Below are 13,417 nucleotides of genomic sequence, written 5' to 3' on the forward strand. Positions count from 1 at the left end.
GTGACAATTAACACCAACACGGCTCAATCGTGAGCAAGTGAAAGGGGATAAAAATGGCTTTTAAAGACGAAGAACAAGCAAAAGCATACTGGTCAGAAAATCTCGCTCTGATGTTTAAGTTATTGGCAATTTGGTTTGTTGTGTCATTTGGTTTTGGCATTTTATTGGTCGACGTACTGAATGAAGTGCGTTTTTTTGGTTTTAAACTGGGCTTTTGGTTTTCACAGCAAGGCGCAATTTATACGTTTGTTGCTTTGATTTTTGTCTATGTATTCAAAATGAATTCATTAGATAAAAAATATGGCGTAGACGAGTAGGGGCATAAAATGGACGTACAAAATCTTACATTTATTATTGTTGGTTTAAGTTTTGCACTTTATATCGGCATCGCAATTTGGGCGCGTGCAGGCTCTACCAATGAATTTTATGTCGCTGGCGGCGGCGTACCCCCATTTGCCAATGGTATGGCGACGGCGGCAGACTGGATGAGTGCAGCATCCTTTATTTCTATGGCAGGGATCATTTCGTTTGCAGGTTACGATGGTGGTGTTTATTTGATGGGCTGGACGGGTGGCTATGTCCTGTTGGCTTTATGCTTAGCGCCGTATTTAAGAAAGTTTGGTAAGTTTACGGTACCCGATTTCATCGGCGATCGTTACTACTCTCAAGTTGCTCGCATCGTTGCTATTTTATGTGCCATCTTTATTTGCTTCACGTATATCGCAGGGCAAATGCGAGGCGTGGGTGTGGTCTTTTCTCGATTCTTAGAAGTTGATATCGAAACGGGCGTTTACATTGGTATGGTTATTGTCTTCTTTTATGCTGTATTAGGTGGCATGAAGGGGATCACTTATACGCAAGTAGCACAATATTGTGTATTGGTATTTGCCTACTTGGTACCGGCTATCTTTATCTCATTGATGATGACTGGGCACTTCTTACCACAAACGGGTTTCGGCGCGACATTGGCAGATGGGTCCGGTATGTATGTACTGGATAAATTGGACGGACTCAGTGCCGAACTCGGTTTTGCGCAATATACCGAAGGGTCCAAAAGTATGATTGATGTATTCGCTATCACGGCAGCATTAATGGTCGGAACGGCTGGGTTACCGCACGTTATTGTTCGTTTCTTTACGGTTCCGAGAGTAAAAGATACGCGGATCTCAGCAGCATGGACATTGGTTTTTATTGCTATTGTGTACACGACAGCGCCTGCTGTTGCCTCGTTTGCACGAGTAAATATGGTCGATACGATTAATGGTAAAGATGGCAGCGGTACACTCTATAGTGAAGCGCCACAGTGGGTAAAAAATTGGGAAAGAACTGGGTTAATTACCTTTGAAGATAAAAACGGTGACGGAAAAATGTCTTATTCGGCAGGTAAGATAAGTGATCCAAATAGCGCCAATGAGGTGCAAATTGACCGTGATATTATGGTATTAGCCAACCCTGAAATTGCAGATTTACCAGCGTGGGTTATTGCTTTGGTTGCCGCCGGAGGCATTGCAGCGGCACTGTCTACGACTGCGGGGCTGCTATTGGTGATCTCTACATCCGTGTCTCATGATTTACTAAAACGGACCTTAAAACCTGATATCAATGATAAGCAAGAGCTATTAGCTGCGAGGCTTGCTGCGATGATAGCGATTGTGATTTCTGCCTACTTTGGAATTAATCCGCCCGGATTTGTTGCCTCAGTGGTTGCCTTCGCATTTGGTCTCGCTGCGGCCAGTTTCTTCCCTGCGATCATTATGGGGATTTTCTCAAAACGCATGAACAAAGAAGGCGCAATTGCTGGCATGGTAACAGGTATCACCTTTACCGCGGCGTATATCATTTACTTCAAATTTGTGAGCCCGGAACTCAACTCAGCAGAGAACTGGTTGTTTGGTATTTCACCTGAAGGGATCGGTATTGTTGGTATGGTTGTGAATTTTGCAGTGGCTGCGGTAGTACTTAAGCTGACAGCTGACACACCAAAAGAAGTACAAGATATGGTCGAAAGCATTCGTAATCCGAAAGGATCATTAGCGGCACAGGCACACTAACTAAGCTTGGGAATTGTTAGCCCAGCCTACTGGGCTAACAATTTATAGCAAAGCGTGTTGTGACCTCACCTTGCATACTTTGCTATAAATTGTCTCTTTTCAGGATCACACTATGACTGCTCATGTACAGGATGTCATGGCATTTACGCATAAACAAATGCCGTTCAGTCACCTTCCATATGCCGCTTGTGCGTATTTTTCAAACCATTTAAGTGTGATATATGTGACGCATGAAACTCAAGGAGAGTGGCTAAATCCTACTGAAGTGAACCTTTATTTAGTGCGTTCTGGCACATTTGATTTGGTCTCGTCGCAAGGCGAGGTGGTGGCCCGGTTAGCAGAAGGAGATTACTTTGGTTTTCCTTCACTGTTGAGCGGCGATAAAATTAGTAATCGGTTACGAGTGGCAACCCCTGGTTTGGTGTACGTGTTGGGTCAACATGATTTTGACTATTTACGTAGAGAGTATAAAGAGTTTGAACAGCACTTTGTCAGAGCGCACACTAATCGTTTATTAAGTACACATTATCAGTCTAGAAGTCGGAATTGGTCAGAATATAAAGTGAATGAGATGATGTCTGCGCAGGTGATCACATCAAATGCGCAGCTAAGTATTACTGAGGCGGCAAGAGTTATGTCACGCCACGGTATTTCATCTTTGATCATTACGGATGGAAGTGAGTTACTGGGGTTGATCACGGATAGAGATTTAAGAAATCGAGTGTTGGCTGTTGGGCTTGATCCTAGCTTACCTGTACAGACGATTATGACAGAAAAGCCAAAGTTTATTTTTGAACACAATCGTGTATTTTCTGCACTTCACTTAATGTTGAAGCATAATATACATCACTTACCCGTATTAGATGAAGAGTATATCCCCAAAGGAATGATCACCAGTACCGATTTACTTAAATTACAAAAAAGTGATCCGGTACAACTCATTAGTAAAATTTATAAAGCTCGCAGTGTACTGGAAGTAAAACGCTGTGCGAGTGAGCTTCCTGAATTGCTCAAACAGTTTTCTAATAAAATCGATGATATTTCAGCCATAGGTAAAATACTGAGTGGTGTGACAGATGCATTAACGACTCGTTTGATTCAGTTATATCAAGCGGAGCATGGCATTGCGCCTTGTGCCTTTTGTTGGGTATGTTTTGGCTCTCAAGCCAGAGAAGAGCAAACATTACATTCAGATCAAGACAATGGCCTAGTGCTTGAAGAGGCGGTAACAGACGAACAACTTGTATATTTTGCCCGTTTAGGTGCGTATGTCTGTGAACATCTTGTCGAGTGTGGCATAAGGCGCTGCCCTGGTAATATAATGGCTAGTAACGAAGCGTGCAGAGGCACGGTGACCCAGTGGGGGGATCGCTTTTATAACTGGATCAGCTCTCCCACACCGAAAGCCATGCTCAATTGCAAAATATACTTTGATCTGCGATTAATTGATGGATCTGCATCGTTGTTTCGAGACTTATGCACACAGTTAGATCAGATCTGTAAAAATGATCTTTTTTATGCAGCGATGGCGACTGACATAAACACCAGTTCTGTGCCGATAGGTTTATTTCATCAATTTAAACTTGAAAAAGGGACTGCGGATCATAAATACCTAGATCTTAAGCATCGAGGTGTGGTGATCATTAATGATTTAGTTCGCTTATATGCTCTAAAAGCGGGTGTGTTAAAAGCAAATACACTTGAGAGGCTAGATGCGTTGTTACAATTTGATATATTGAGTAAAAAAGATATTTTTGATTTAAAAGACTGCTGGCGTTACCTCACGCAACTGCGTTTAAAAACACAAATAGACCGAGATGGATTCCCGAGCAATTGTATTGATCCGCACACGCTTACCTCGTTGCAAAAACATCAGCTTAAAGAGGCCTTTTTCTTGATAAAGCAAGCTCAACAGGCGAGTGTATTTAAATTTGCTCGAGGGAGTTTATGATGGGAGTGTGTAAGTGGTTACATACGCAATGGATATCGTGGCATTTGAAGCAAAGCTACTTTGATCAACATGAGTATGTGATTGTAGATCTTGAGTTAACAGGCTTAGAGCCAAAAAAGCATGAGATTGTGTCTGCTGGCTGGGTGACGATGCAATCGTTAAAAATAGACTTAAATACGGCGGGGTATATGTTAAATAGTGACGTGAACAGCTTACTGCAAAGTCCGATTTATCATGGGGTAGACAATACTCAATTAACCGCACAAGGCGCACCTTTAAGTACATTAGTTGACGCGTTTGCTGAGGCGTTAAATGACCGAATTTTGGTTTGTCACAATGCACAACTTGATTGGGCGTTTATTCAGCATGCCGCAAGCGCCGAGCAGAAAGTGATTCAACCAAAAGCAATTGTCGATACTTTAAAAATTGAAAAACACCGTTTATTAGTACAAGGAAAACAGTTAAAGCAGAGTGATTTAACACTTACTGCGTGTCGTGAACGTTATGCTTTACCTGCCCACCATGAGCACAATGCATTAAGCGATGCCTTTGCGACTGCGGAGCTATTACTGGCACAATACCATACGATGAATATGGGCAATCGTGAAAAACTCAGTGCAATAATGTAAAAAATGTTGTTTTTCTCTTAGACATTTTTCTTTGGTCGATTACAATAGCGCCATCTTAAAGGGGAACATCCCTTCTTCTATACTAAAGGCTGGATTTTCAATTCAATGACAATCAAACTGGCTATTAATGGTTTTGGTCGTATAGGGCGTAATATTGTACGTTCGCTATACGAATCTGGACGCCAGCACGAGATTCAAATCGTTGCGGTAAATGAACTTGCAGATCCGAAAGGGGTTGCACACTTACTCAAATACGATACATCCCATGGTCGGTTTGCATTCGATGTAGATTATCAAGCACCTAATCTCACCGTTGCGGGTGATAATATTCAATTATTTTCTGAGCCTGATCCGAGCAACCTTCCTTGGGAAGCGCTCGATATTGATGTGGTTTTAGAATGTACAGGTGTTTTTCATTCTCGACAAGACGCGGGTGTACATTTAAAAGCGGGTGCTAAAAAAGTACTATTTTCACAACCTGCAGATGCCGATGTTGATGCGACCATTGTCTATGGAATTAATGACGAAGAGTTGTCTTTTTCCGATACCATAGTATCGAATGGGTCGTGCACAACAAATTGTATTGTTCCGGTGATTAAAGTCTTAGATGACGCATTTGGCATTGAGTCAGGTGCAATCACGACAATCCATGCTTCAATGCATGACCAGCAAGTGATTGATGCTTATCATAGCGATTTACGTAGAACGCGAGCTGCTAGTCAGTCGATTATTCCGGTTGATACAAAACTGGCTCGGGGTATTGAACGTATATTACCTAAGTTTCATGGCCGTTTTGAAGCGATAGCGGTGAGAGTACCGACAATTAATGTGACCGCGATGGATTTAAGCGTGACGGTCAATCAAGATGTTGATTTGAATTCTATAAATCAGGTACTAAGTAAAGCGTCAGGCGGCCGTTTAGACGGCATCTTAAGCTACACCGAAGAGCCACTGGTCTCGGTTGATTTTAATCATGATCCACATTCTTGTATTATTGATGGCACGCAGACACGAGTTAGTCACAAAAGGCTCGTAAAGTTATTAGTTTGGTGTGATAACGAGTGGGGGTTTGCTAACCGAATGCTCGACACCTCAGTAGCCATGATGGCTGCCAAGTAATAGTTCATAATCATAAGTATCGTTTAGTAAGGAGATGTTCATGTCAGTCATCAAAATGGCAGATTTAGATTTAAGCGGCAAGCGCGTATTAATTCGTGAAGATTTGAATGTGCCGGTTAAAGGTGGAAAAGTCACCTCTGATGCACGGATCCGCGCATCTTTACCGACTATCAAATTGGCGCTTGAAAAAGGCGCTAAAGTGATGGTTATGTCTCATCTAGGTCGCCCTATTGAGGGAGAATATGATGAGCAGTACTCATTGCAGCCTGTCGTTGACTATCTTAATGACGCACTTGAGCAATCTGTTCGCTTAGAAAAAGAGTATTTGAATGGTGTTGAAGTTGCTGAAAACGAAGTAGTTGTTTTTGAAAATGTGCGCTTTAACGTGGGCGAGAAAAAAGATGACGAATCATTATCGAAACAGCTAGCAGCATTATGCGATGTGTATGTGATGGATGCTTTTGGTACAGCTCATCGTGCGCAAGCATCTACGCATGGCGTAGGCTTGTTTGCCGAGACTGCATGTGCAGGGCCTCTATTAGCAAATGAGTTAGAGGCACTGGGTAAAGCACTCGATAATCCGGCGCGTCCGCTAGTTGCAATTGTAGGCGGGTCAAAGGTATCAACAAAATTAACAGTACTAGATTCTTTGTCGACCGTGGTTGATCAATTGGTTGCTGGTGGTGGTATTGCCAATACCTTTATTGCAGCTGCGGGTAACCCAGTTGGTAAATCATTATTTGAAGCTGATTTAATTGCTGAAGCGAATAAACTGACAACGGCGGCAAAAGCGAACAATGGTGAAATTCCAGTTCCAAGTGATGTCGTTGTCGGTACTGAATTTTCAGAATCAGCAGTAGCGACTATAAAAGATGTTGCTGATGTTACGGCTGAAGATATGATTTTTGACATTGGTCCTAATACCGCAAATACGTTGGCAAAAATCATTGAGCAAGCGGGTACCGTGGTCTGGAATGGACCTGTAGGTGTCTTTGAATTTGACCAATTTGGTAACGGTACACAGGCAATAGCTAATGCGATTGCAAAATCTGATGCATTTTCAATTGCAGGGGGTGGCGACACTCTAGCAGCTATTGATAAATATGGTGTAGCAGACAATATTTCATATATCTCGACTGGTGGTGGTGCCTTCTTAGAGTTTTTAGAAGGGAAAAAATTACCAGCAGTGGCTATGCTTGAGAAAAGAGCTAGCGTGTAAAAAGAATTATGGCCAGCGTTTGCTGGCCTAATTATTTGTCTTATATCTCTCTCACATTTGATATTTGATAAATATAGATTCGCCGGTAGCAGGCGAGGTGACTAAGTAGTCACAGATAAAATTATCCCGTTCAAACTAGATGATAGAGACTGTCATCGACTATTGGAGAAAGCAATATGGCTTTAATCAGTATGCGTCAATTACTTGATCATGCAGCCGAGTATGGTTATGGCGTTCCTGCCTTCAACGTAAACAACCAAGAGCAAATGCGCGCTATTATGGAAGCGGCAGACAAGACAAACAGTCCTGTGATTGTTCAAGGTTCAGCCGGAGCTCGCGCTTATGCTGGTGCCCCATTTATTCGTCATATGATCCTTGCTGCTGTAGAAGAGTGGCCTCATATTCCAGTAGTAATGCATCAAGATCACGGTACATCCCCTGGTATTTGTCAGCGCTCAATTCAACTTGGTTTCTCATCAGTAATGATGGACGGCTCTTTGCTTGAAGATGGTAAAACACCTTCAAGTTATGAGTATAATGTTGATGTTACGCGACGCACAGTAGATATGGCACATGCATGTGGTGTGTCAGTTGAAGGTGAACTTGGCGTGCTAGGGTCTTTGGAAACTGGTGAAGCTGGTGAAGAGGATGGAATTGGTGCCGTTGGTAAGCTTAGCTTAGATCAATTACTTACTGATCCTGAAGAAGCAGCCGATTTTGTTAGCAAAACAGGTGTTGATGCATTGGCAATTGCTTGTGGTACATCCCATGGTGCCTATAAATTTACACGCCCGCCTACAGGCGACATATTGGCTATTAATCGTATTAAAGATATTCATGCGCGTATTCCAAATACGCATCTGGTTATGCATGGTTCATCATCTGTACCGCAAGACTGGTTAGCTGTGATCAATGAACATGGGGGTCAGATCCCTGAAACGTATGGGGTACCTGTTGAGCAGATCATCGAAGGGATCAAGCATGGTGTTCGCAAAGTAAATATAGATACAGATCTACGTTTAGCGTCTACTGGTGCGATTCGTCGTCATTTGGCAGAGAACCCAGCCAACTTTGACCCTCGTAAGTATTTGGCTGAGGCAACAAAGGCGATGACAGCAATTTGTGTTGATCGTTATGAAGCATTTGGTACAGCTGGCAATGCGAATAAGATCAAGCCAATCTCGTTAGATGATATGCACTTGAAGTACTTATCAGGCGAGCTTGAGCAACAGATCAAATAAATACTAACGTCAGTTAATTCTATATAAAAGCTCCTATAAGGGGCTTTTTTTTGGATCATTATTTTATTAACACAGCTAGTGTGAGAATGAATTTAAAGTATTGATATAAATTAATATTTTATAATTTATTGCGCTGAGCTACTACTTACTTATGTTAAGATCAGGTAGAGATCATTATTATACTAACGCAGCGGTGAAGATGATCTATTAAAGGTTCATAACACCTTATATCGTGCTTGATACGCGCATTTATGACGGGGTTTAGGGAGAGTGAGCTACCCTTTTTAAGCGAAATAGAAGACTTAAGCTAGTAAAATAATGATCCCAGCTTGGATCAGGTTGGTATTATTCTGATCTTTCCCCCATTGTTGATATAAATTTGATCTGTTCCTTTTCATGAACTTGATCTATTCCAAATTGCAGCTAATTTTTAAATTAGATGAAAATTATGTAAATGCCATACGGATCTGGTGTTTTCCTCTCACATTTTTGAGGCTGCGCTACTTATGAAGACTAAAATACTATTGTGTTTATCAACAGTCAGTTTACTGGCGATATCTGACATTACCTTTGCAAACGACGTTAAAGTATATGGCCGAGTCCATGCTGGCTTGCAGTTTAGCGACACAGGCGATGATGATGAAACATCAATTAAGAGCTACGCGTCTCGAATGGGTTTGAAGGGTAAGGCTAAAGTGAATGATGGCCTTGATGTATTTTTTAAATACGAATTTGAAGTAAACCCTGTTGATAATGACAAAGATGGGAAAAGTGGCGACAATATTACAGCGCGATCTCAGTATGTTGGTGTAAAAGGAAAGTATGGTGAAGTGCTGGTGGGAAGAAATGATACGCCTGTGAAAAAATCGCAAGGTAAAGTTGATTTAATGAATGATTTTACCTCGGACAACAAAGCGTTGTTCGCTGGGGATAATCGGTTAGGTGATACAATTCAATATACATCACCATCGCTGAATCATATGAAATTTATCGTTAGTTATATTGCTGAAGACAATAGTAAGCAAGATGGAGAGACTGGGTTGTCTATGGCGGGGGTTTATGGTGATAGTAAACTGAAAAAAACGTCTATGTACGCCAGTATTGCAAGAGACACAAAAGTGGCAGGGCGAGATATTACTCGGTTTGTTGTTCAAGGAAAGCTTGGTGATGCGACTATAGGTGGCTTGTATCAACAAAGTGAGAAAGTTGACAGTGATGACTCTGTTGACAGTTTTGTGGTGAGTGCGTCATATAAGTTGCCTAACAGTTACAAGCTATTAGCCCAATATCAGGACTCTGATGGCGCAGAAGGCAAGTTAGAAGACTCTGGTAACTCAACCTCAGTCGGGGTTGAGAAAAAGCTTTCAAAGCAAGCTCGGATGTATTTATGGTACTCTAAATTTAGCCTAGATAACACGGCAGATCAGGATCATATGGCATTGACGCTTCGTTATGATTTTTAAATAAAAATCCCAAAATTTGAAATAAACCTGTCATAAATTTTTGATAAAAAAATCGCTTAACATAAATAGTTAAGCGATTTTTTAGCACCTTTTGTCAATCCACGTTACACTTTCATAAAACTGTCACACTAAGTCATAATAATGAAAACATCTTCGGTAATGAAAGAGAACATTGGGAATGTCACGTAAAGTACTTGTAGTTGATGATGAAGCACCTATCAGAGAGATGTTGGTATTTGTGCTGGAACAAAATGGGTTTCAAGCAATTGAAGCAGAAGATTACGATTCAGCAATTACTGCAATGGTTGAACCGTATCCAGATATGGTATTGCTAGATTGGATGCTACCTGGTGGCAGTGGTATACAAATTGCGAAAAAATTCAAGCAAAGTGAGTACACACGACAAATACCAATCATAATGTTGACTGCGCGTGGGGAAGAAGAGGATAAAGTAAAAGGCCTCGAGGTGGGAGCTGATGATTATGTCACCAAACCTTTTTCTCCGAAAGAACTTATGGCAAGAATTAAAGCCGTGATCCGCCGAGTGTCTCCGACTTCACTAGAAGAAGCGATTGAAGTACATGGATTAAGATTAGACCCTATTTCACATCGAGTTACTTCTGCGGGCAGTGAGTTAGATATGGGACCTACAGAGTTCCGTTTATTACACTTCTTTATGACGCACCCAGAGCGAGTGTATAGTCGAGAACAGTTACTTGACCATGTGTGGGGCACCAATGTTTATGTTGAAGACCGTACGGTGGATGTTCATATTCGACGTTTACGCAAAGCGATAGCTCCTTTAGGACATGATCGACTGGTGCAAACTGTGCGTGGCGCAGGATATCGATTTTCAAGTAAGTTGTAAGTGCATGGCACATTGTTATTAGGGTCAATCATTTATGTACCGAGTGATTAATAAGCAGGCGTTGTTTAAGCGCCTGTTTTTGTATTTTTTGCCTTTAACATTAATCGGTATTTTGATTGGCGCACCGTTTATTTTATTGTTTATCGGTGCGTTATCATTATTGCTTTGGCATTATCACCAATTATATAGATTAAGTGATTGGTTACTGAATCAGCGTAGTTTTAACCCGCCAGAAGGGGAAGGCGCTTGGGAACAAATATTTGAAGGGATTTACCACCTTCAGCATCGTAATCGTAAAAAACGTAACGAATTAGCTGAATTGATCCGCCGCTTTAGAGAAGGGGCTGAAGCAGTACCTGATGCTGTGGTTGTGTTGCAACAGGATTTAAGTATTGTTTGGTGTAACCAACTGGCACTAAAAGTTCTTGGTCTACAGTGGCCAACAGATCATGGTCAGCGCTTAGACAACTTGATCCGAGATCCTAAATTTATAAAGTACATGCAATCACATGACTTTGATGATCCATTAGAGCTAGATTCAGGGCATGCAAGCGAGCAAGTGCTTGAGTTTCGAGTTATGCCCTATGCTGAACAATTAATGATGGTGGTACGAGATATCACACGTTTAAAGCAGCTAGAGCAGATGCGTAAAGATTTTGTCGCCAATGTATCTCACGAACTAAGAACGCCATTAACAGTCGTTACTGGATATTTAGAGATGATGGATGCGGACAATATGCCACCTCCTATGATGTGGGAGAAAGCACATGGCACCATGATAGAGCAATGCAAACGGATGGATAGCCTTGTGAATCAATTACTGTCTTTGTCACGCATAGAGGGGGCGCGTCGACAGGAGAAAGACAGACCCGTTCGTGTACCGGATATGTTGGCATTGATCCAAACTGAAGCCCATTCAGTTAATCAAGATAAGCACCATGAATTGATTTTTGAAGTAGATAAACATTTAGATATTCTTGGTTCCGCTGATGAGTTACGCAGTGCATTCTCTAATTTGGTATTTAATGCGATCCACTATACAAAGTTAGAGGGGCGAGTTGTCGTTAAGTGGCAGCTTATAGAGGATCAAGCGTGCTTTTCTGTTGAAGATAATGGTGATGGGATCGCTCCTGAGCATATTAACCGCCTCACAGAGCGGTTTTATCGTGTTGATAAAGCGCGTAGCAGAAAAACGGGCGGATCTGGTCTTGGTTTAGCGATCACCAAACATGTATTAACACGACATGATTCTAGCTTAGAGATCCAAAGTACAGTGGGTGAGGGATCGTGTTTTTCTTTTGCATTTGCATCAGAGAAAGTAAAAATTATGACAAATGATGAAAGTCATGAAAGTGTCATTTTAAAGTAATTTTATTGTCATTAAAACGCGGCAGAATGAATCGCGTAATTTAATGGGAAGAACAATTGGAGCAACCCAAATGAAATTCAAAAGTTTAGTCGCCGCAATGGGCGTAGCTGTTACAACACTTGTCGCAACACAGGCGTCAGCATTAGACAAAAATTTAGTTGAGTATAATAAAACTAGCGGTATTTCAGGTAACTTCTCTTCAGTTGGCTCTGATACGCTTGCTAACATGATGACCTTTTGGGCAGAAGAGTACAAGCGTATTTACCCAAATGTAAACATTCAAATTCAGGCTGCGGGTTCTTCAACAGCGCCGCCAGCTTTAACAGAAGCGACTTCTAACTTTGGCCCAATGAGCCGTAAAATGAAGTCTAAAGAAATTGAAGCATTCGAAAAGCGTTATGGCTATAAACCAACAGAAGTACGCGTTGCAATAGATGCACTGGCAGTATTCGTGCATAAAGATAACCCAATTGAAGGCTTACGTATTGACCAAGTTGATGCTATTTTCTCTTCAACACGCAAGTGCGGAGCTGGGGAAGAAGTAAAACGTTGGAGCGATGTTGGCTTAGCGGGTAATTGGGCTGCAAAAGATGTACAGTTGTACGGGCGCAACTCAGTATCTGGCACATACGGTTACTTTAAGAAAAAAGCCCTATGTAAAGGTGACTTTCGAAATAATGTAAATGAACAGCCTGGCTCTGCGTCTGTTGTTCAGTCAATTTCATCTTCTGTTAATGCAATTGGCTATTCTGGTATTGGTTACAAGACATCGGGTGTCAGAACGGTTCCTTTGGCTAAGAAGGGCGATAACTTTGTTGATGCAACACTCGAAAATGTTGCTAAAGGTAAGTATCCTTTATCAAGATTCTTGTATGTTTATGTAAATAAACACCCAAACAAGCCGTTATCACCAATTGAAGCCGAGTTCTTAAAAATGGTGCTATCAAAAGATGGCCAGAAAATTGTTGAGAAAGATGGTTATGTGCCGTTATCTAGCAAGATGGCGACCATTGAGCTGAAGAAGCTAGGTCTTTTGTAAGATAAAATAATTTAGAAAAAAGCCGCTCAATTGAGCTGCTTTTTTGTATCAGATAAGGGGTAGCTATCATCCTAAGCATTAATACTACTCTATAAGCTAAAACGACATCCTACGGAGTGAGTTACTTTTGCAGTCACAGTTATACTCAAAAGACTTTTACCGTTGTTATGCTGCTTTTCGCGTGCAAGAGTATGCCCTAGACTTCACATGATTGATATTACTGATATTGAGAGTCAATATTTTTTGTCAACTTCTCTGCTTGAACTTTACATTGATTAAAAGTTTCGATGCACTCGTTATTACATAGCTGCTGTGACATCGTATCTGGTAGACTACTTTGCCCACAGCTGCTCTCACATTGATAGTTTTGCTGAGCGCAGTGATTTAACTCAGCTGAATTATTTGTTTGGCAGGCACTTAATAATGCCATTGCGCACAGAGGTAGCACTGCTTTCATCTTACTTCCTT

General features: G+C 41.4%; 12 protein-coding genes. 11 read left to right on the top strand and 1 reads right to left on the bottom strand.

Annotated elements, in window-relative coordinates; genetic code table 11:
• Window positions 1-53 precede the first annotated feature (53 nt).
• From BGP78_RS09140 to BGP78_RS09190, 11 genes are all read left to right on the top strand, one after another.
• The gene (locus BGP78_RS09140; RefSeq protein ID WP_010362403.1) at window positions 54-317 is read left to right on the top strand and encodes a DUF4212 domain-containing protein; all 264 of its coding nucleotides are present in this window, start codon (window positions 54-56) and stop codon (window positions 315-317) included.
• Window positions 318-326: 9 nt separating this feature from the next.
• Entirely contained in the window at window positions 327-2,051 is a 1,725-nt protein-coding gene (locus tag BGP78_RS09145; RefSeq protein ID WP_119861112.1) for a sodium:solute symporter family protein, read from the top strand.
• 112 nt (window positions 2,052-2,163) lie between these two features.
• A complete protein-coding gene (locus tag BGP78_RS09150) occupies window positions 2,164-4,002 on the top strand; it encodes a DUF294 nucleotidyltransferase-like domain-containing protein (protein WP_119861113.1) in 1,839 nt (612 codons plus the stop codon).
• Entirely contained in the window at window positions 3,999-4,631 is a 633-nt protein-coding gene (locus tag BGP78_RS09155; RefSeq protein ID WP_259386252.1) for a 3'-5' exonuclease, read from the top strand. The genes BGP78_RS09150 and BGP78_RS09155 overlap by 4 nt, the downstream gene beginning before the upstream one ends.
• 105 nt (window positions 4,632-4,736) lie before the next feature.
• On the top strand, window positions 4,737-5,750 hold the full coding sequence (gene epd / locus BGP78_RS09160) for an erythrose-4-phosphate dehydrogenase (protein ID WP_119861115.1): 1,014 nt from the start codon (window positions 4,737-4,739) through the stop codon (window positions 5,748-5,750).
• Window positions 5,751-5,790: 40 nt separating this feature from the next.
• Window positions 5,791-6,969, top strand: coding sequence for a phosphoglycerate kinase (locus BGP78_RS09165; RefSeq protein ID WP_119861116.1), 1,179 nt, complete (start codon window positions 5,791-5,793; stop codon window positions 6,967-6,969).
• Window positions 6,970-7,145: 176 nt separating this feature from the next.
• Window positions 7,146-8,210, top strand: a complete 1,065-nt coding sequence (gene fba / locus BGP78_RS09170) for a class II fructose-bisphosphate aldolase (RefSeq protein WP_119861117.1) — start codon at window positions 7,146-7,148, stop codon at window positions 8,208-8,210.
• Between the two features lie 506 nt (window positions 8,211-8,716).
• A complete protein-coding gene (locus tag BGP78_RS09175) occupies window positions 8,717-9,673 on the top strand; it encodes a porin (RefSeq protein ID WP_119861118.1) in 957 nt (318 codons plus the stop codon).
• Between the two features lie 178 nt (window positions 9,674-9,851).
• Entirely contained in the window at window positions 9,852-10,541 is a 690-nt protein-coding gene (phoB, locus tag BGP78_RS09180; protein WP_010362411.1) for a phosphate regulon transcriptional regulator PhoB, read from the top strand.
• A 34-nt stretch (window positions 10,542-10,575) separates the two neighbouring features.
• Window positions 10,576-11,910: a phosphate regulon sensor histidine kinase PhoR gene (gene phoR / locus BGP78_RS09185; RefSeq protein WP_119861119.1), complete on the top strand. Its 1,335-nt coding sequence runs from the start codon at window positions 10,576-10,578 to the stop codon at window positions 11,908-11,910.
• Between the two features lie 70 nt (window positions 11,911-11,980).
• Window positions 11,981-12,949 carry a PstS family phosphate ABC transporter substrate-binding protein gene (locus BGP78_RS09190; RefSeq protein ID WP_119861120.1) on the top strand — a complete coding sequence of 323 codons (969 nt, stop codon included), beginning with the start codon at window positions 11,981-11,983 and terminating at the stop codon, window positions 12,947-12,949.
• A 217-nt stretch (window positions 12,950-13,166) separates the two neighbouring features.
• Here the strand turns inward: BGP78_RS09190 and BGP78_RS09195 are convergent, their stop codons facing one another.
• Window positions 13,167-13,406: a hypothetical protein gene (locus BGP78_RS09195; RefSeq protein ID WP_119861121.1), complete on the bottom strand. Its 240-nt coding sequence runs from the start codon at window positions 13,404-13,406 to the stop codon at window positions 13,167-13,169.
• Window positions 13,407-13,417: the final 11 nt, after the last annotated feature.

It is taken from the genome of Pseudoalteromonas sp. MSK9-3 (assembly GCF_003590335.1).
Classification (GTDB): domain Bacteria; phylum Pseudomonadota; class Gammaproteobacteria; order Enterobacterales; family Alteromonadaceae; genus Pseudoalteromonas.

Coding starts and splice junctions, on each gene's coding strand:
- BGP78_RS09140 (WP_010362403.1), top strand. CDS start 54: ATGGCTTTTAAAGACGAAGAACAAGCAAAAGCATACTGGTCAGAAAAT.
- BGP78_RS09145 (WP_119861112.1), top strand. CDS start 327: ATGGACGTACAAAATCTTACATTTATTATTGTTGGTTTAAGTTTTGCA.
- BGP78_RS09150 (WP_119861113.1), top strand. CDS start 2,164: ATGACTGCTCATGTACAGGATGTCATGGCATTTACGCATAAACAAATG.
- BGP78_RS09155 (WP_259386252.1), top strand. CDS start 3,999: ATGATGGGAGTGTGTAAGTGGTTACATACGCAATGGATATCGTGGCAT.
- epd (WP_119861115.1), top strand. CDS start 4,737: ATGACAATCAAACTGGCTATTAATGGTTTTGGTCGTATAGGGCGTAAT.
- BGP78_RS09165 (WP_119861116.1), top strand. CDS start 5,791: ATGTCAGTCATCAAAATGGCAGATTTAGATTTAAGCGGCAAGCGCGTA.
- fba (WP_119861117.1), top strand. CDS start 7,146: ATGGCTTTAATCAGTATGCGTCAATTACTTGATCATGCAGCCGAGTAT.
- BGP78_RS09175 (WP_119861118.1), top strand. CDS start 8,717: ATGAAGACTAAAATACTATTGTGTTTATCAACAGTCAGTTTACTGGCG.
- phoB (WP_010362411.1), top strand. CDS start 9,852: ATGTCACGTAAAGTACTTGTAGTTGATGATGAAGCACCTATCAGAGAG.
- phoR (WP_119861119.1), top strand. CDS start 10,576: ATGTACCGAGTGATTAATAAGCAGGCGTTGTTTAAGCGCCTGTTTTTG.
- BGP78_RS09190 (WP_119861120.1), top strand. CDS start 11,981: ATGAAATTCAAAAGTTTAGTCGCCGCAATGGGCGTAGCTGTTACAACA.
- BGP78_RS09195 (WP_119861121.1), bottom strand. CDS start 13,406: ATGAAAGCAGTGCTACCTCTGTGCGCAATGGCATTATTAAGTGCCTGC.